Annotated in this window: 15 protein-coding genes; 3 read left to right on the top strand and 12 right to left on the bottom strand. The window is 65.9% G+C overall.

All coding sequences use genetic code 11. The annotated features are described in order from the left end of the window. Positions 1-38: 38 nt before the first annotated feature. On the bottom strand, positions 39-2,690 hold the full coding sequence (locus FBY20_RS10685; protein ID WP_142052040.1) for a DNA topoisomerase III: 2,652 nt from the start codon (positions 2,688-2,690) through the stop codon (positions 39-41). A 62-nt stretch (positions 2,691-2,752) separates the two neighbouring features. On the opposite strand from FBY20_RS10685, the gene FBY20_RS10680 reads away from it, so the two are divergent. Next, the gene (locus tag FBY20_RS10680; RefSeq protein WP_142052037.1) at positions 2,753-5,377 is read left to right on the top strand and encodes a GDYXXLXY domain-containing protein; all 2,625 of its coding nucleotides are present in this window, start codon (positions 2,753-2,755) and stop codon (positions 5,375-5,377) included. Positions 5,378-5,438: 61 nt separating this feature from the next. On the opposite strand, the gene gluQRS is transcribed toward FBY20_RS10680, so the two are convergent. The 4 genes from gluQRS to FBY20_RS10660 form a co-directional block, all read right to left on the bottom strand. Then, positions 5,439-6,317: a tRNA glutamyl-Q(34) synthetase GluQRS gene (gene gluQRS, locus FBY20_RS10675; RefSeq protein WP_174245403.1), complete on the bottom strand. Its 879-nt coding sequence runs from the start codon at positions 6,315-6,317 to the stop codon at positions 5,439-5,441. A gap of 86 nt (positions 6,318-6,403) precedes the next feature. Next, positions 6,404-6,862, bottom strand: coding sequence for a DUF494 family protein (locus FBY20_RS10670; protein WP_056327700.1), 459 nt, complete (start codon positions 6,860-6,862; stop codon positions 6,404-6,406). Positions 6,863-7,098: 236 nt separating this feature from the next. Continuing rightward, positions 7,099-9,123, bottom strand: coding sequence for a TRAP transporter permease (locus FBY20_RS10665; protein WP_142052031.1), 2,025 nt, complete (start codon positions 9,121-9,123; stop codon positions 7,099-7,101). Positions 9,124-9,359: 236 nt separating this feature from the next. After that, entirely contained in the window at positions 9,360-10,319 is a 960-nt protein-coding gene (locus tag FBY20_RS10660) for a TAXI family TRAP transporter solute-binding subunit (protein WP_056327702.1), read from the bottom strand. Between the two features lie 265 nt (positions 10,320-10,584). On the opposite strand from FBY20_RS10660, the gene FBY20_RS10655 reads away from it, so the two are divergent. Next, entirely contained in the window at positions 10,585-11,724 is a 1,140-nt protein-coding gene (locus FBY20_RS10655) for a DSD1 family PLP-dependent enzyme (RefSeq protein WP_142052029.1), read from the top strand. Positions 11,725-11,870: 146 nt separating this feature from the next. Here the strand turns inward: FBY20_RS10655 and FBY20_RS10650 are convergent, their stop codons facing one another. The 7 genes from FBY20_RS10650 to FBY20_RS10620 all read right to left on the bottom strand — a co-directional run bounded on the left by FBY20_RS10650 (position 11,871) and on the right by FBY20_RS10620 (position 16,788). Continuing rightward, positions 11,871-11,999 carry an entericidin A/B family lipoprotein gene (locus tag FBY20_RS10650; RefSeq protein ID WP_056327784.1) on the bottom strand — a complete coding sequence of 43 codons (129 nt, stop codon included), beginning with the start codon at positions 11,997-11,999 and terminating at the stop codon, positions 11,871-11,873. Positions 12,000-12,057: 58 nt separating this feature from the next. Further along, the gene (locus FBY20_RS10645) at positions 12,058-12,240 is read right to left on the bottom strand and encodes a CsbD family protein (protein WP_056327704.1); all 183 of its coding nucleotides are present in this window, start codon (positions 12,238-12,240) and stop codon (positions 12,058-12,060) included. A gap of 241 nt (positions 12,241-12,481) precedes the next feature. Continuing rightward, positions 12,482-13,219, bottom strand: a complete 738-nt coding sequence (locus FBY20_RS10640) for an amino acid ABC transporter ATP-binding protein (RefSeq protein WP_142052026.1) — start codon at positions 13,217-13,219, stop codon at positions 12,482-12,484. Next, entirely contained in the window at positions 13,200-13,856 is a 657-nt protein-coding gene (locus tag FBY20_RS10635) for an amino acid ABC transporter permease (RefSeq protein ID WP_063954198.1), read from the bottom strand. The genes FBY20_RS10640 and FBY20_RS10635 overlap by 20 nt, the downstream gene beginning before the upstream one ends. After that, entirely contained in the window at positions 13,853-14,521 is a 669-nt protein-coding gene (locus FBY20_RS10630) for an amino acid ABC transporter permease (protein ID WP_142052023.1), read from the bottom strand. Before FBY20_RS10630 ends, FBY20_RS10635 begins: the two co-directional genes overlap by 4 nt. 16 nt (positions 14,522-14,537) lie before the next feature. Then, on the bottom strand, positions 14,538-15,320 hold the full coding sequence (locus FBY20_RS10625) for a transporter substrate-binding domain-containing protein (protein WP_142052020.1): 783 nt from the start codon (positions 15,318-15,320) through the stop codon (positions 14,538-14,540). Between the two features lie 502 nt (positions 15,321-15,822). Next, entirely contained in the window at positions 15,823-16,788 is a 966-nt protein-coding gene (locus tag FBY20_RS10620) for a tripartite tricarboxylate transporter substrate binding protein (protein WP_142052017.1), read from the bottom strand. Positions 16,789-17,016: 228 nt separating this feature from the next. On the opposite strand from FBY20_RS10620, the gene FBY20_RS10615 reads away from it, so the two are divergent. Then, positions 17,017-18,210, top strand: a complete 1,194-nt coding sequence (locus tag FBY20_RS10615; RefSeq protein ID WP_142052014.1) for an acetylornithine transaminase — start codon at positions 17,017-17,019, stop codon at positions 18,208-18,210. Positions 18,211-18,212 lie beyond the last annotated feature (2 nt).

The raw sequence follows: 18,212 nt of genomic DNA, 5'->3' as shown, positions 1-18,212 counted from the left end.
CGGTCTCCCGGGCGTTTGGTCGTGCGGCGCAGGCTGGATTACGCCGTGGTCTTCTTGGGCGCCGCCTTTTTCACGGCTTTCTTGGCCGCGGTTTTGGTGGCGGTCTTGGTGGCGGTTTTTGTGGCCGTTTTGGTTGCGGTCTTGGCGGCAGCCTTCTTGGTCGGCGCCTTCTTTGCAGCCGTCTTGGTCGCAGTCTTCGTTGCCGTCTTGGCCGGCGCGCGGGCGCGGCCGGGCTTCTCGGGACGGGGCTCGAACTCGAACCCGATCTTGCCGTCAGGCTGGCGCACCAGGAACGCCTTGAACTTGCGGTTCGTGCGGCTGGAGACAAAGCCGTCGAGCAGGTCGGTGCGGCCGTTGGTCAACAGCTTTTCCATCTGCTCGCGCGAGATCTCCTGCTGCAGGATGACCTTGCCCGACCGGAAATCGCACGACTTCTCGGGGCCCACCGATTTTTCGCAGACGTAGCTCATGCCGTGCTCGAAGACGCGCGACTGGCACTTCGGGCAGGAGCCCACCGGCGTGTGGCCGGAGAAGTCCACGGCTTCGTTGTCGTCCTCGTCGTTCTGGCCGAAGTCGAATTCCAGCTTGTATTCGTCGCTGATCCGCAGGATGGCCGCAAACGGCCGGCCCATCTTGCTGATGAAGCCTTGCAGCGGACCGATCTCGCGCTTGGCCAGCAGCTCTTCGACTTCCGGCAGCTCGAACGTGCGGCCGCCCGGGTGTTTGCCGATCGAAAAATCGCATGCCGTGCAGGCGTAGCGGCGGTAGTTTTCCTTGACCACCGCGCCGCACTTGGGACACGGCGTTGTCAGCGTGGCGTAGTCGCCCGGCACCGTGTCGCGCTCGTATTCCTTGGCGCGCTTGACGATCACCTGCGTCATCTGCGCGATCTCGCGCATGAAGGCCTCGCGGCCCAGTCCGCCCTGCTCGATCTGCTTGAGCTTGTGCTCCCATTCGCCGGTGAGTTCGGGCGAGGTCAGTTCGGCCACGTCCAGGCCCGACAGCAGCGTCATGAGCTGGCGCGCCTTGGCGGTGGGCACCAGGTCGCGGCCTTCGCGGCGCAGGTAGCTTTCGTTGAGCAGGCCTTCGATGATGGCCGCGCGCGTGGCCGGCGTGCCCAGGCCGCGCTCGGACATGGCTTCGCGCAGTTCCTCGTCGTCCACCAGCTTGCCGGCGCCTTCCATGGCCGACAGCAGCGTGCCTTCGTTAAAGCGCGCGGGCGGCTTGGTCGACAGGCCGACGGCCTCGATTTCCTCGGTACGCACGGTCTCGCCGTCGCCCACGGGCACCAGGTTGGCGTCTTCGCCCTGCGCTTCCTTGCCGTACACGGCAAGCCAGCCGGGGTTGACCAGCACCTTGCCGTCCGTGCGGAAGCGATGCCCCTGCACTTCGGTCAGGCGCGTGGTGACTCGGTATTCTGCCGCCGGGAAGAACACGGCCAGAAAGCGTTTGAGCACCAGGTCGTAGAGCTTGGCCTCGGCTTCGCTCAGGTCATGCGGGATCTGCAGCGTGGGGATGATCGCAAAGTGATCAGACACCTTCTTGTTGTCGAAGATGCGGCGGTTGGGCTTGACCCACTGCTGGCTGACGACAGTCTCGGCGTGGCGCGACAGGCCGCCCACGGCGTTCGAGCCGCCCTTGGCCAGCGCGCGCATGGTTTCCTGCACCGTGCTGATGTAGTCCTCGGGCAGGTAGCGCGAGTCGGTACGCGGATACGTCAGGGCCTTGTGGCGTTCGTACAGCGTCTGCGCCAGCGCCAGCGTCGTCTTGGCCGAAAAACCGAAACGTCCGTTGGCCTCGCGCTGCAGCGACGTCAGGTCGTACAGGGCCGGCGACATCTGGCTGGACGGCTTGGATTCCTCGGTCACGCTGCCCGGCTGCTCGCGGCAGGCGGCGACCACGCTTTGCGCGGCGGCGGCCGACCACAGGCGCGATTCGCGCTTTTCGGGATCTTTGTCGTCTTTCTTGAATTGCGGGTCGATCCAGCGGCCTTCGTACAGGCCGGCGGCCGCCACGAAGGTGGCGCGCACTTCCCAGTAGTCACGCGGGATGAAGCGGCGGATGCGCTCTTCGCGTTCGGCCACGATGGCCAGCGTGGGCGTCTGCACCCGGCCGACCGGCGTCTTGAAAAAGCCCCCGTCCTTGCTGTTGAAGGCGGTCATGGCGCGCGTGCCGTTGATGCCGACCAGCCAGTCGGCCTCGGCGCGCGAACGCGCCGCGGCTTCCAGCGGCTTCATCTGCGTATCGTCGCGCAGGCTGGCGAAGGCTTCGCGGATGGCGGCCTGCGTCATCGACTGCAGCCACAGGCGCTGGATGGGCTTGTTCACGCCGGCGTACTGAATGATGTAGCGGAAGATCAGTTCGCCTTCACGTCCCGCGTCACAGGCGTTGATGATGGCGTCCACATCCTTGCGCTTGGCAAGCCGGACCAGCAGCTTGAGGCGTTCGGCGGACTTCTTGTCGGTCGGGCCCAATTCGAATGCCGGCGGAATCACGGGCAGGTGCGTGAAGCTCCACTTCCCCTTGACCGGATCGTTGGGCGCGACCAAGCTGAGCAAATGGCCGATGCTTGAAGCGAGAACGTAACGTTCGCTTTCAAAATAGTCGCCCTCGCGCGCGAAGCCTCCCAAGGCGCGTGATATATCAAGGGCCACCGAGGGCTTCTCGGCAATAATCAGCGTTTTATTCATGTGTTTCCAGTGGCGGTAGTCCCGCCGTATCAGCGCGGATAATAAGATCGGAGATTCGCCAGATGCAAGTCGGCACTGAAAGGCAAGCGGGATCCGAACTGCACGCTTGGCGTCAATTTTTGGCGCGAAGCACCTTGTGGCTAGGCGTTTTGCTGCTGGGCAGCGCTGCCGTCTGCTGGGTTGCCGCCAACTGGCAGGACATGACAAAAATGCAGCGCTTTGCCGGGTTGCAGGGCCTGTTGGCCGTCTGCGCGCTGGCCGCCGCGTGGTCCGGCTTGCGCTTGCGCGCCCGGCCCGGCGTGCGGCGCAGCATCCCTGGCGCGCTGCTGACATTGGCCGGCATTTTGCTGGGCGCCCTGCTCGCCCTATTAGGACAAACTTACCAGACGGGCGCCGATACCTGGGAACTGTTCGCGTGGTGGGCAGTGTTGCTCTTGCCTTGGGCGCTTGCCGCGGGTAGCCAGGCCGTGTGGTTGTTGTGGGTGCTGGTGCTCAATCTTGCGGTCGCACTGTGGCTGGGCGAACGCGTCTTCACGTGGATGATGATCTTCGGCGGTCCGGGCCTGCCCAGCCTAGTCATGGCCGCACTGAACCTCGTCTTGCTGTTCGGCTGGGAAATGGCCGCGCGACGCTGGCGCGCCAGCACGGTCTTCGGGCCGCGCATCCTGGCCGCCATCGCGATCAGCGTGCTGGTCTTGGCCCTCATGTTCGGCGATTTCATCGTCGACGGCCTGGGTACCTACAACGGCGTCGCCTGGGTCGCCGCCACGCTGGGGCTCGGTCTTTACTATCAGCGCGGCCGGCGCGACCTCGTCATCCTGGCCATGCTGGCCGCCGGCGTCATCTGCGTGTCGCTGCGCGTAGTGGGCGAATGGCTGTGGCGGCTTGAGCCCGGCGCGTGGGCGGCGCTGCCGCTGGCCGCCTTGCTCATGGCCGAGGCCGTCGTGGCCGCCCGCTGGCTGCGCGGCATGAGCAACGAAGCGCCTGTCCCCGTGCCGGCCGCGGACGCGGAACCGGCCGGCGCCTCGGCAGGCAATGCCGTCGATCCCGCCGAATCCAGCGCGCCCGTGGCGCAGTTGGCGCCCGCTGCCGTGCCGCGCGCCGAACCGCCCTGGTACGTGCAATGCCTGCTGGGCCTGTCCGCGTGGCTGGCCACCCTGCTCCTCTTGCTGTTCGTCGCCTTCTCCAACCTGATCACCACCGAAAGCGGCGCGCTGGTCGCCGGCCTCGTGCTCTGCGCCGTGGGCGTGGCGGTGCTGCGCAGCGATGCCGGTCCGTTCTGGCGTCAGTGCGGCACGGCCATGGCCTTCACGGGGCAGATCCTCATCATTTTCGGACTGTCCAGTTCGACCTCGTTCGCCAGCGCAAGCTTCTTCGTGCTGCTGATGGCGGCCGCGGTCTATGCGCTGGGTCCCGACGTGATCCTGCGCTTTCTGAGCGGCCTGTTGATCGCGCTGGCCAGCGCCGGCCTGATCTGGCGCGGCCTGTCGCCCGAACTCATGCGGGAAGACCTGATGGACGCCTGGATCCGCTTCGACGCGACCCGGGCCACCTTCCTGTGGCTGCCCATCGGCGTCATCGGCGCATGGGCCACCGCCGTCATCTTCACCGTCAGCCACCGCGTGGGCGCGCGGCGCGGCCATGCGCTGCAGCCGCTGGCGTGGGCGTTCCTGCTGTCCGTGCAGGGCATGGTCTGGCTGGCGAGCGGCATCGCCGTCACCGAACTGCCCGCGATCTGGCAGCTTGCCCCGCGGACCGCCATCCTCATCGTGGCGGGCGCGCTGTTGCCGGTGGCCGCCGCGCTGGCCGTGCTGTGGCCGCGCCGCCGCCTCCTGACCGGCGGCGTCACCTGGGGCGTGCCGATCGGCCTGTTGCTGCTGGCGCTGTTCTGGCTGCCCAGCCCGGGCGTCGGCTTCGCGCTGGCGTGGCTGTTGCTGGGATTCGGCCTGAACCAGCCGCGCGTCATGATCTTCGGCGCCGCCAGCCTGTTGGCGTACCTGGGCGTCTATTACTACCAATTGGAGCTGCCGCTGCTGCAAAAGGCGCTGTGGCTGAGCGGCGCGGCGGTGCTGCTGTTCGTGCTGCGCGCCGCGGTGTGGCTGGTGCCGCGCCTGATGCGCACGCAGGCCCCGGTTCAAGCGCGTCCCCTGCCGCCGGTATCCCCGGCCCTGCGTTGGCGCACGGCGGGCATCCTGGGCGGTCTGGCGCTGGTACTGGTCGCGGCCAATACCGGCATCTGGGAGCGCGAAAAACTCCTGTCGTCGGGCAAGGTCGTCATCCTGGAGCTGGTGCCGGTCGATCCGCGCTCGCTCATGCAGGGCGACTACATGGCCTTGAATTTTGCGGCCGGACGCGAGGTGACACGCCTGCGGCTGGGCGGCAACCAGAACGACGCGGAAAGCGTCATGGGCTACGAGCCAGACGGCTACGTGATGCTGACGCCGGATTCGCGCGGCGTGGCGCAGGCGGTGCGGATCCAGCCTGACGCGCTTCCGCACGCCGAAACCGAAGTGCCGCTGCGCTATCGCATCCGCGGCAATGGCGTGCGCATCGTGACCAACGCGTTCTTCTTCCCGGAAGGCGAAGCGGCGCGGTATGAGGTCGCGCGCTATGGCGAACTGCGCGTGGCCGACGATGGCGAAGCGTTGCTGGTGCGGATGCTGGGGGCGGACTTGCAGCCGCTGTGAGCGGTTGCAGGGCCTTCAAGGATCAGCCGGCTGGCAACGCGCGCGGCGGCTGCGGTCGGCGTCAGCCCGGAAACCGTGCTGCCCAGCGCGCCGTGGCTTCCTGCAGGAATGACGGCACGTCCTTGGCGGCCACCGGCGCAAAGCCCAACGCCGCCCACGCCGCCTGCAAGGCCGGCAGCGGCGCGCGCGTATCCACCGCGGGGGCGCCATTCTGTTTGGACAGCTTCAGCCCGCTGGCCGGGTCCAGAATCAACGGCACGTGCAGGTAGCGCAGCGGCGGCAGGCCCAACAGGCGGCCCAGCACGCGCTGGCGCGCCGTGGAACTGAGCAGGTCGGCCCCGCGCACCACGTCCGTCACGCCCTGCGCGGCGTCGTCCACCACCACCGCCAATTGGTACGCCCATAGCCCGTCCGCCCGCCGCAGCGCGAAATCTCCCACCGCCTGCGCCACATCCTGCTCCTGCGGGCCAAGCCAACGGTCCTCGAAGCGTTCCACGCCGTCCGGCACGCGCAGCCGCCAGGCGCGGGCTTCGCGCCCCGCTGGCAAGCCGTGACGGCACGTGCCGGGGTAGGGTCTTTCGCCGTCGGCGCCGGGCGCGGTCTGGCCCCGCAGCGCCGAATCCGCGATTTCTCGGCGCGTGCAGCCGCACCCATAGATCAGGCCCTGAGCGGCAAGCGCGTCAAACGCCGCCTGGTAGGCCGCATTGCGGCGCGACTGCCAGACGATGTCGCCGTCCCAGACCAGTCCCAGCGCCTGCAACTGGCCCATGATGACGTCCGCCGCGCCCGCCACCGTGCGGGGCGTGTCCACGTCCTCGATGCGCAGCAGCCAGCGTCCGCCCTGCGCGCGCGCGTCCAGCCAGCTGGCCAGCGCGGTCGCCAGCGAGCCCGCATGCAGCGGGCCGCTGGGGCTGGGGGCAAAGCGGCCGACGTAGGTCACGGGGACGGAATAAATGACTCAAGCCCGCGCGGCCAGGCGCGCGGGCTGAAGGGTTGAATCAGGGTGTGCGGGACGGGGACGCGCGCTCAATGCAGCAAGCGGCCGCCTTCTTCGTCGAGCAGCTCTTCGAGGACCAGATTGTCGATCTCGGCTTCCTGGCTCCAGAGAACCATGAGGGCGATGATCTTGATCTTGGAGAGCGGCACGGGCGTTTCCGGCGAGGCCAGGCCCCGGTCGATCACGATTTCGCGCAGGGGCGCGGGCAACACGCCGGCCGATTCCAGGAAGGCGATGAAGCCAATGGACTCGGTGCCGAGCTGTTGGTATTCGTTCTCGGTGTAGATCCGGGTGCCGGACGAGGGCGCCTGTGCCAGATCGACGCACCGTTCAGTGGTCTCGGCCAGGCCGTACAGCCACCCGAGCGCGTCGTCGATGTCCTCGTGCTCGAAACCGGCAGCGGCAAGCCGCTTGGCGAGCACATCGGCAGCAGGACAGGCCTGAGGCGTGTAGTAATTCTCGAACAGATAGACCAGGATATCGAACATATGGCGCAGTTTGTGCCTGTTTGCACAGTCGGCCCGCATATCGGCAGACCAGCAAACATGAATTTTACTTTACGCCGATTTAATTTGCCGGGCAACCGGGGAAAAGGCGGATGTTGTAGGGCGTCACCATGCGCCCAAGACCGCCCATTTTGCGCCCAAATGCTGACAAAATGGCTGATTCAGCAAAAAGGGGCGGGCCCGATTGGGTCCGCCCCTTTTTTGATTGGGCCCGGGCGCTACACCGCCTTGGGCGCGTTCTCCAGTTTCAGACCCGCCAGCTGGCGGATGAACACCGGGATGCAGATCGCCACCCCGATGATGCCGCTGGTCAGGCCCGGGATGATCGTCAGCAGCGCGCCAAGGGTGCACAGCCAACGCTCCCAGCTCTTCATGCCCACCAGCATGTAACGCGAGAAGGCGGCCGACAGCAGCACAAGCCCGACCATGCAGCCGATCAGCGTCACGAAGAAGTCGTACCAGGTGAACCCCTGCACCGAGATCAGCAGCGACGGCGAGAACACAAACACGAAGGGCACGATGAGCTTGGTGATGCCCAGCCTGAACGCCGTGTTGCCGGTCTTGAAGGGATCGCTGCCCGCCATGCCCGCCGCCGCATACGCGGCCAGCGCCACCGGGGGCGTGATGTCCGCCAGGATGCCGAAATAGAACACGAAGAAGTGCGCCGCGATGGGTTGCACGCCCAGCTGCACCAGCGTGGGGGCCGCGACGGCCACCATGATGAGGTAGTTGGCGGTGGTGGGCACGCCGCAGCCCATCAGGATGCAGACGATACCGGTCATGACCAGCGCGGCGACCAGCGTCAGCGACTGCATGTCGGTCAACGCCTCGGGCAGGAAGAATGCAGCCCCGGAGGCCAGCACCTGCGAGGCGGCGATCACGATGTACGAGATCTTGAAGCCCACGCCGGTCAGTGTCACCACGCCGATCACGATGCCCACGGTGCCGGCGGCCGCGCCGACTGCCAGCGCGTACTTCGCGCCGGTCTCGAAGGCTTCGTAGAGGTCGCGCCAGTGCAGGCGCTGGAACGGATTCAGCATGCCCACCACGATGCAGCCCGTGATGCCCGCGAAGGCCGCCAGATACGGCGTGCGGCCGCTGGCCAGAACGCCGACCAGCAGCACCAGCGGAATCAGCGTCGGCCAGCGCATCTTGAACGACTGCTTGAGCTTGGGCATTTCCTCGGGGGTCAGTCCGCGCAGGCCTTCACGCTTGGCCTCGAAGTGGACCTGCATGAACATGCCGAAGAAATACAGGAAGGCCGGGAATATGCCCGCGATCGCAATCTGCTGGTACGGAATCCCCAGGAACTCGATCATCAGGAAAGCCGCCGCGCCCATGATGGGCGGCGTGATCTGCCCGCCCGTGCTGCTGGCGGCCTCCACGCCTGCCGCGAAATGCCGCGGATAGCCCACGCGGATCATCGCCGGAATGGTCAGGGACCCCACCGTCACGGCGTTGGCCACCGACGATCCGGACAGCATGCCGAACATCGCCGAGCCAAACACCGACACCTTGGCCGGCCCGCCCGCGTAGCGGCCCGCCACGGTCGAGGCCACGTCCAGGAACAGCTGGCCCAGCCCGATGCGCGTGGCCAGCACGCCGAACAGCACGAAGTGGAACACGTAGGTCGCCACCACCCCGACCGCCACGCCGTAGACGCCCTGGCTGGTCAGATACATGTGGTTCACGACCTGGGACCATGTATTGCCCGCGTGCTTGAGCAGCCCGGGGAAGTACGGCCCAAACATCGCGTAGGCCATGAACACGATCGCGATGATCGGCAGCGGCCAGCCCATGGCGCGCCGCGTGGCTTCCAACAGGCCGATCAGCAGGATCGAGCCCATCAGCACGTCCTGCGGCAGCGGATTGCCCACGCGGAACGCCAGGTCCTCGAAGATGTACGGGATGTACAGCACCGAAAGCGCCAGTGCGACGGCGATGATCCAGTCGTACAGCGGAATGCCGCCCGGCGAATACCAGGTGGACTTGGGTTGGCGCTGGTAGTGCGACTTCGAAAAGCCGAAGACCAGGAAAATCAGGCTCAGCACGAAGGCCAGGTGCACGCCGCGGTGCGTCGCCTCGCGCAGCAGGCCGAAGCCTGCGGTGTAGTAGTGAAAGATCGAGAGCGTGACCAGCAGGCCCGAGACGATCCACGTAGCAGTCTTGTCCAGCGGCCGGAAGCGGATTTCCGAATCGTACTTTTCCGCCAGCTTCTGGGTTTTTTCGTGATCGATTTCCATCGCGGTAATTCTCAAGGTGATCCAGCAAGCAGGGCCGCACAACGGCGGCCCTGCTCAGATGCGGCGCGAAAGCAATCGCCGCCGGCATAAAGAACTACGACAGTTCGCCCACCCCTTCAAAGGCAAGCAATCGGCATAAAGAACCGATCTGTCCGAGCGGGGCCGCGCGGATCCGGCTCTGCCGGTCCGCCACCGGCGCCCCTGGGGGAAGCGCCGCAGGCGCTGGGGGGGGCCTACTACTTCAGCAGACCAATCTCTTTGTAGAACTTTTCGGCGCCCGGATGGAACGGGATGCCTGCACCCTTGGTCGCGTTTTCACGGGTGATCAGCTTGCCCTTGGCGTGGCCGGCGTCCAGCGTCTTGCGCGTGGCGTCGCTGTACAGCGCCTTGGTCACGTCGTACACCGTCTGCTCGGGGATCTTGGCCGACGTCACCATCTGCGCGTTCACCGAGATGGTCTTGACCTCGGGGATATTCTGGTACGTGTTGGCGGCAATCACGTCGGGCGTGAAGAATTCCTGCTTGGCGCGCAGTGCGTCGATTTCAGGACCCACCAGCGACACCAGTTCGATGTTGCCCGTGGAGGCCAGTTCGGCGATGGCGCCGGCCGGCGCGCCGCCCACGAAGAAGAACGCGTCCAGGCCGCCGTCCTTGAGCTTGTCGCCTGCCTGGTTGGGCTTGAGGTATTCGGCCTTCACGTCCTTGTCGGTCATGCCGTACGCGCCCAGGATCAGCCGCACGTCGACCAGCGTGCCGGAGCCCGGCTCATCCATCGACACGCGCTTGCCCTTCAGATCGGCCACGCCCTTGATGCCGGAGCCCTTGCGCGTGACAAGGTGGATGCTTTCCGGATACAGCGTGGAGATCAGGCGCAGGTCCTGCGCCTTGGGCTTGCCTTCGAACGTGCCGGTGCCGCTGTAGGCCCAGAACGCCACGTCGGACTGCGTGAAACCGGCTTCGAACGACCCGCCGATGATGCCATTGATGTTGGCGACCGACCCGTTGGAGGCAACCGCCGTGGCGATCAGCTTGCCAGGCTGCGACACGGCGTTGGCGATGATGCCGCCGATCGGGTAGTACGTGCCCGCCGTGCCGCCCGTGCCGATGCGGAAGAATTGCTGGGCCTGCGCGGTGCCGGTGGCGCCCACGGCGGCGACCGCGACGGTCAGGGCGGTGATCCAATGCTTGAGTTTCATGCGAGCTTCTCCGATACGGATTTGACAGGTCTGTCGAGTGACGAGGTTCGTCTTGTCATCGCCGGCGCGGCGTGGCCGCCTGCCGGAAATGGGCCTCCCCTTGGGGGCCGTTTTCATGATGAAATTCTGTCATGCCGCCCTCTGGTAGCCAATGGTTACGGGGCTATCGTTTACCTGGGGGTGCATTGCCCCTTTGGTTATGGGTGGTCCCGCTTTGGTTATGCGTGTGCTACCCCTCAAGCAGTCAGACTACGGAGTCATCAGGATGTCCCAGGAAGTCATACGCGGCATTGCGCTGCCCCCGCCCGCACAGCCAGGCGATCCGCTGGCCCGCGTCGACACGCCCAGCCTGGTGCTGGACCTGGCGCCTTTTGAAGCCAACCTGCGCGCGATGCAGGCCTGGGCAGACCGCCACGACGTCGCCCTGCGCCCGCACGCCAAGGCGCACAAATGCCCGGAAATCGCATTGCGGCAGCTGGCGCTGGGCGCGCGCGGCATCTGCTGCCAGAAGGTCAGCGAAGCCCTGCCCTTCGTGGCCGCCGGCATCCAGGACATCCACATCAGCAACGAAGTCGTCGGTCCGGCCAAGCTGGCGCTGCTGGGTCAGCTGGCACGCGTGGCAAAGATCAGCGTGTGCGTGGATAACGCGCACAACCTGTTGCAGGTCTCGCAGGCCATGGTGCAGGCGGGCGCCCAGATCGACGTGCTGGTGGAAGTGGATGTCGGCCAGGGCCGCTGCGGGGTGTCCGACGACGCCCTCGTGCTGGCGCTGGCGCAGCAGGCGCGCGACCTGCCCGGCGTGAATTTTGCCGGCCTGCAGGCCTATCACGGCTCGGTACAGCACTACCGCACGCGCGAGGAGCGCGCCGAGGTCAGCCGCCAGGCGGCACGCATCGCGGCGTCCTACGCGCAACTGCTGCGCGAGAGCGGCATCGCCTGCGACACCATCACCGGCGGCGGCACGGGCAGCGCCGAGTTCGATGCGGCCAGCGGCGTCTATACGGAATTGCAGGCTGGCTCGTACGCCTTCATGGACGGCGACTACGGCGCCAATGAATGGGACGGCCCCCTGGCGTTCGAGAACAGCCTGTTCGTGCTGGCCACGGTCATGAGTAAGCCGGCGCCCGACCGGGTGATCCTGGACGCGGGGCTCAAGTCCACTACGGCGGAATGCGGCCCGCCCGCCATCTTCGGCGAACCCGGGCTGACGTACACCGCCATCAACGACGAGCACGGCGTCGTGCGCGTGGAACCGGGGGCGCAGGCGCCCGACCTGGGCGCGGTGCTGCGCCTGGTGCCGTCGCACGTGGACCCCACGTTCAACCTGCATGACGGACTGGTGGTGGTGCGCGACGGCGTGGTCGAAGATATCTGGGAAATCTCGGCGCGCGGCTTCTCGCGCTGACGTCTTCCGCGGGCCGTGCAGTCGGCGTGCTGCACGGTCACGATAGACCTTTCAGCCCTCACGCCCTCGTATCCCGCGTTTCGCAGGAACGAAAAAAGGCCGGCGCGCCGTCAACGCGCCGACCTTTGGATGCAGCCCGCAAGCGCTTACTTGGCCTGCTGCTGGATCTTTTCCCCGCCCCTTTCAATGTCTTTGCCGGCACCTTCCATCGTGTTGCAACCGGCGGTCACGGCGGTAATCGCGAGCATCAGTGCAAGCCAAATACGGTGGGTCATTTTCTTCTCCTTCGGGCATTCATTGGACAGTGCGGGTCATGCCGATCGGCAGCCGCAATTACTTGTCCAGCAAGTCCCGTGCCTGATCCTTCGCTTCGCCTACATTGCGCTGCACTTTACCCTCGGTCTTTTCCACTTTTCCTTCGGCTTCGGTGCGGGTGTTGCCCGTCACCTTGCCAGCTGTTTCCTTGATTGCGCCCTTCACTTCCTTGGCGGCGCCCTTGATGCGGTCCTTGTCCATGTCATCGATCCTCAGGTTTCAGGTGGGGTGAAACCGCGCCGGGGAAACCCGGAGTCCGGCGGCGGACAGGTCCAATATAGGAACCGCGCCGCACCCGCGATAGAGGCATGCGCACCAGGACAAGTGGTGCATTTTTACTTTCGGGTGCGCGCAAAAGGGAGTACGTGAACGGCCCGACACCGCATGCAAACGGGGGCGGAACATTCGGGTCAGCCCGCCGTCCTGATTGATACGGCCAAGCTCACGCCGCCAGATTCGTCATCCCCAGGAACTGCCGCAATTCCGGCGTGGCCGGCGCCGTGAAAAGTTGCTCCGGCGGACCGATCTCGTGCACGCGCCCCTGGTGCATGAACACCACGCGATCACAGACCTCGCGCGCAAAGCGCATTTCGTGCGTCACCATCAACAGCGTCATGCCGTCGGCCGCCAGCTCGCGCACGACCGCCAGCACCTCGTTGACCAGCTCCGGGTCCAGCGCCGACGTGATCTCGTCGCACAACAGCGCCAGCGGCTGCATCGCCAGCGCACGGGCAATCGCAACGCGCTGCTGCTGGCCGCCGGACAATTCGTCCGGCCAGGCGTCGAACTTGTGGGCCAGGCCCACGCGGGTCAGCATGGCCCGGGCCATGTCCTCGGCCTCGCGCTCGGGCACGCGCTTGGCCACCATGGGCGACAGCATCACGTTGCGCCCCACCGTCAGGTGCGGAAACAGGTTGAACTGCTGAAAAATCATCCCGACCTTCAGCCGCAGCGCGCGCAGGCGTAGCTCGTCATCGCCCAACTGCGCATCGGCCACCATGATCGCGCCACCGTCGATCTGCTCCAGCCCGTTGATGCAACGCAGCAGCGTGCTCTTGCCCGAGCCGCTCTTGCCGATGATGGCAATGACCTCGCCGGGGTCGACGCGCAAGGTCACGCCTTTCAGGACTTCGTTGTCGCCGAACCGTTTGCGGACGTCTTCAAGGGCGATGAGGGGCATGCAACTTCCTTTCCAGCCGGAGGCTTAGGCGAGACAGGGGCCAGCACAGCGCAAAGTAGATCAGCGCGGCGCAGGCATAGACAGTGAAGGGACTGAAGGTGGCGTTGGTGATCACGGTGGCCGCCTTCGACAGTTCCGTGAAGCCGATGATGGAGGTCAGCGCCGTGCTCTTGACGATCTGCACCGCAAAGCCCACGGTCGGCGCGACCGCAATACGCAGCGCCTGCGGCAGCACCACGTAGCGCATCTGCTGCACGTAGCCCAGCGCCAGGCTGGCCGACGCCTCCCACTGTCCTTTCGGCACGGCTTCCACGCAGCCGCGCCAGATTTCCGCCAGGAACGCGCCCGACCACAGCGTCAGCGCCGCCCCGGCGGCCAGCCACGGCGGCACCTCCACGCCAATCAGCGACAGCCCGAAAAACGCCAGGAACAGCTGCATCAGGAGCGGCGTGCCCTGAAAGAGTTCGATGTACGCCCAGCTGATGCGGCGCATCGCCGCCACGCGCGACGTGCGCATCATCAGCGCCAGCAACCCCATCAGCGCCCCGCCTGCAAAGGCCGCCAGCGACAGCACGATGGTCCAGCGCGCCGCCAGCAGCAGGTTGCGCACGATGTCCCAGGTCGAGAACTCGATCATCTTGCCGCCTTGCGAAAAAGCCGCCGTCCGGTCAGGCGCAGCACCTGGCGCAACAGCACTGCCAGCACCAGATAGATCGCGGTCGTCACGAAATACACTTCAAACGCCCGAAAGTTGCGCGACTGGATGAAGTTCGCGGCAAAGGTCAGGTCCTCGGCCGCGATCTGCGAGCACACCGCCGATCCCAGCATCACAATCACGATCTGCGAAGACAGCGCCGGCCAGATGCGCATCAGCGCCGGCTTGAGCACCACGTGCCGGAACACCTGCAGGCGCGACAGCGCCAGGCTGGCGCCCGCCTCGTACTGCCCGCGCGGCGTGGCGTCGATCCCGGCGCGGATGATCTCGGCGCTATAGGCGCCCAGGTTCAGCGCCATCGCCAGGCACGCCGCCTGCATCTCGCCCAGCTGGATGCCCAGCGACGGCAGGCCAAAAAACACGAAAAAGAGCTGGATCAGGAACGGCGTGTTCCGGATCAGCTCGATATAGGCGGTGACCGGCGCGCGCAGCCACGCCGGGCCCTGCGTGCGCACCCAGGCGCAGGCGATGCCTAGGGCCACGCCCGCCACCGCGCCGAACGCGATCAGTTCGATCGTGACGCCGATGCCCTTGATCAGCACCGGCGTGTACTCGAACACCGAGGAAAAGTCGTACTGGTAAGCCATGACGGCCTCGCGCAGATTACAGATCCTTGGGCAGTTCGGCGCCCAGCCACTTCTGCGAAATCGCCGACAGCGACCCGTCACGCTTGGCCGCAGCCAGGATGTCGTTCACGCGGGCGCGCAGCTTCGGTTCGTCCTTGTTCAGGCCGATGTAGCACGGCGAATTCTTGATCAGGAACTTCGTTTCCGGCTTCTTGGGCGGATTGCGCGCCAGGATCGCAGCCGCGACCACGTTGCCGGTTGCGATCATCGGCACCTGTCCCGACAGAAAGGCCGTGATCGTGCCGTTGTTGTCCTCATACCGCTTGAGCGTGGCCGACGCCGGCGCAATCTTGGTCAGCTCGATGTCCTCGACCGCGCCGCGGGTCACGCCAATGGTCTTGCCCGCCAGGTCGGCGGCCGACGACACCTTCAGGTCCGCCGGGCCAAACACCCCATTGAAGAACGGCGCGTAGGCGTCCGTGAAGTCGATGGCCTTCTCGCGCTCGGCGTTCTTGCCCAGGCTGGAGATCACCAGGTCCACTTTCTTGGTCTGCAGATAGGGCACGCGGTTGGCGCTGGTCACCGGCACCAGTTCCAGCTTCACGCCCAGCTGCTTGGCGATCAGCTGCGCGGTATCGATGTCATAGCCCAGCGGCTTCATGTCGGCGCCCACCGACCCAAAAGGCGGAAAGTCCTGCGGCACCGCAATCTTGATGACGCCCGCCTTGACGATATCGTCCAGCGCGTCGGCGTGCGACACAGGGGCGGCCAGGATGCTGGCGGCGGCGCAAAGGGACAGCAACAGGGTTCTGCGTTTCATAAGGAACTCTCCAGGGCCCGCACTGCCCGGTCGGGTCAATGCGTTGCACACCAAGTCGGTATACAAAGCGAGGAGATGCAAGTTCCGTGCCATGTGGGCTGCGCGGGGACGCGGCGGGGGCGGTGCGTGTTTCGCCCCGTTCTGGTGCGGCCGATGCGCCGTCGGCGGGCGCGGCGGCACTGGTTTGGATCGCGCCGGCCACGGGGGGGCTATTCCAAAACCGGGTGTCTGACACCCGGCAAGCAGGGCGGCAGGTTCAAGGCCGTCTCACACGGGTGTCAGACACCTGCGAAGCCAAACGTCGCAGCAGGTGTCTGACACCCCATAAGCAACTCGGCAGGCTCAAGCTGCCCCCACACGGGTGTCTGACACCTGGCAAGATGCCGCCCGCCCACACAAGAACCGCAGCGCCCGACACCCGCCAAGAGCCTCGGCACCCGCCAACAAAAAAGCCGCCCCTAACCCAGGGACGGCTTCCAGCAACGTCAATCGCAACCTGCGCTTAATCCACCTGCGCGCCCGACTGCTTGACCGCCTTGCCCCACTTATCCACTTCCGAGGCAATAAACGTCCCGGTCGCCTCAGGCGTCAGCGGCATCGGTTCGGCCCCGCGATCCCGGAAGAACTTCTGCATCTCCGGCGTATTCAACACCTGCCCGATTTGCTTGCTGAGTGCGTTCGTAATCTCCGCAGGCGTGTCCTTGGGCGCCAGCACCGCCGCCCAGCCAATCGCCTCAAACCCCGGATAACCCGATTCCGCCACGGTCGGCACATTCGGCAGCTGCGGCAACCGCTTGGCCGTCGTCACCGCCAGCGCCACCGCCTTCTTGCTCTGCACGTGCGGCAGGCCCGCCGTCACCGAGTCCACCATCAGCGGCACCTGGTGCCCCAGAAAATCCGCCTGCGCCGGGCCACTGCCCTTGTACGGAATGTGGCGAATGTCGATATTCGCCGCCGCCTTGAACATCTCGGCCGACAAATGCTGCGTGCCGCCAATGCCCGCGCTGGCATACGCCAGTTCGCCAGGATTGGCGCGCGCCTGCGTCACCAGCTGCTGCAGCGACGTAATGCCCGACGCCGGCGTCGCCAGGAACATCAGCGGCACCGAGAACACGCCCGACACCGGCGCGAAATCCTTGGTCAGGCTGTAGTTGATGTTCTTATAGAGCGTCTGGTTCACCGCCGCGGCGCTGCCCGCGATCACCAGCGTGTAGCCGTCCGGCGCCGCGCGCGTGGCTTGCTCCATGCCGATATTGCTGCCCGCACCCGCGCGGTTCTCCACCACGATCGGCTGCTTGACCGCCGCGCCCAGCTTTTCAGCCAGCGCGCGCGCAAAGATGTCGGTCGCCTGCCCCGGCGGGAACGGCACGATCAGGCGGATGGGACGGTCGGGAAATTCCGCGTGAGCGGGCGTCATGGCGGCGGCCAACGCCAAGCCGGCGGCAAGACTGGAAAGAATACGTTTCATGATTGGTCAGTAAAAAGCGACGGCGGACGGCGCGCGAGGGGCGCATCGCCTGCATAAAATAGAGTGCCCGCGCTGGCAGCCCTTGTGAGGCCGGCCCGGGGCAGATCGGAGGGGTAGCGTCACGATAGCATCCCCCCGTCGGTGCTACATTTGCCTTTTCGCGCGTCCCCCGGGGAAGTTCCCCGAAATTCCCTTCATCCCCTGTCCTTACATCCCGCAGGAACCGCCATGGAATTCAGCCAGTTCAACGTCAACACCCTCATGGAGATCACCTCCCGCCCGGACCTCGTGTTCGTCAGCGGCAAGGGATCCTGGCTGGAGGATCACGCGGGCAAGCGATACCTGGACTTCGTGCAGGGCTGGGCCGTGAACACCCTGGGGCACTCCGCGCCCGAAATGCAGCGCGCGCTGGTCGAACAGTCGCAAAAGCTGATGAACCCGTCGCCGGCGTTCTACAACATCCCCTCGATCGAGCTGGCCCAGCGCCTGACCGGCGCGTCCGACTTCGACCGCGTCTTCTTCGCCAACAGCGGCGGCGAAGCCAACGAAGGCGCCATCAAGCTCGCGCGCAAGTGGGGCCAGGTCAAGAAGAACGGCGCCTACAAGATCATCACCATGAACCACGGCTTCCACGGCCGCACCCTGGCCACCATGTCCGCATCGGGCAAGCCGGGTTGGGACAAGATGTTCGCCCCGCAGGTCGAAGGCTTCCCCAAGGCCGAACTGAACGACCTGGAATCCGTGCGCAAGCTGATCGACGACAAGACCGTCGCCATCATGCTGGAACCCGTCCAAGGCGAAGGCGGCGTGCTGCCCGCCACCAAGGAATTCATGCAAGGCCTGCGCAAGCTGGCCGATGAAAACCAGCTGCTGCTGATCGTCGACGAAGTCCAGACCGGCATGGGCCGCACCGGCAAGATGTTCGCCTACCAGCACTTTGACGTCGTCCCCGACATCATGACGCTGGCCAAGGGCATCGGCGGCGGCGTGCCGCTGGCCGCCCTGCTGGCCCGCCAGGAAGTCAGCGTGTTCCAGCACGGCGACCAAGGCGGCACCTACAACGGCAACCCCCTGACCACCGCCGTCGGCGTCGCCGTCTTCGACGCGCTGGTCGCGCCGGGCTTCATGGACGCGGTCAACGCCCGCGCCAAGCAACTGTCCGAAGGCCTGCTGGCGATCTCGGCCAAGTACGGCATGAAGGGCGAACGCGGCATGGGTCTGCTGCGCGCGCTGGTGATGGATCGTGATGATGGTCCGGCGATTGTCGAAGCTGCGCGTAATCAGGCGCCGGAAGGCCTGCTGCTGAACGCGCCGCGTCCGAATTTGCTGCGCTTCATGCCGGCGCTGAATGTGACGGCTGGGGAAGTGGATTCGATGTTGAAGCAACTGGATGCGCTGATTGCGCAGGTGCGTAAGGCTTGATG

Origin of the sequence: Achromobacter sp. SLBN-14, from assembly GCF_006715415.1 — a bacterium.
GTDB classification, from domain to species: Bacteria; Pseudomonadota; Gammaproteobacteria; order Burkholderiales; family Burkholderiaceae_B; genus Achromobacter; species Achromobacter mucicolens.
This window is presented reverse-complemented; position numbering and strand designations above follow the sequence as displayed.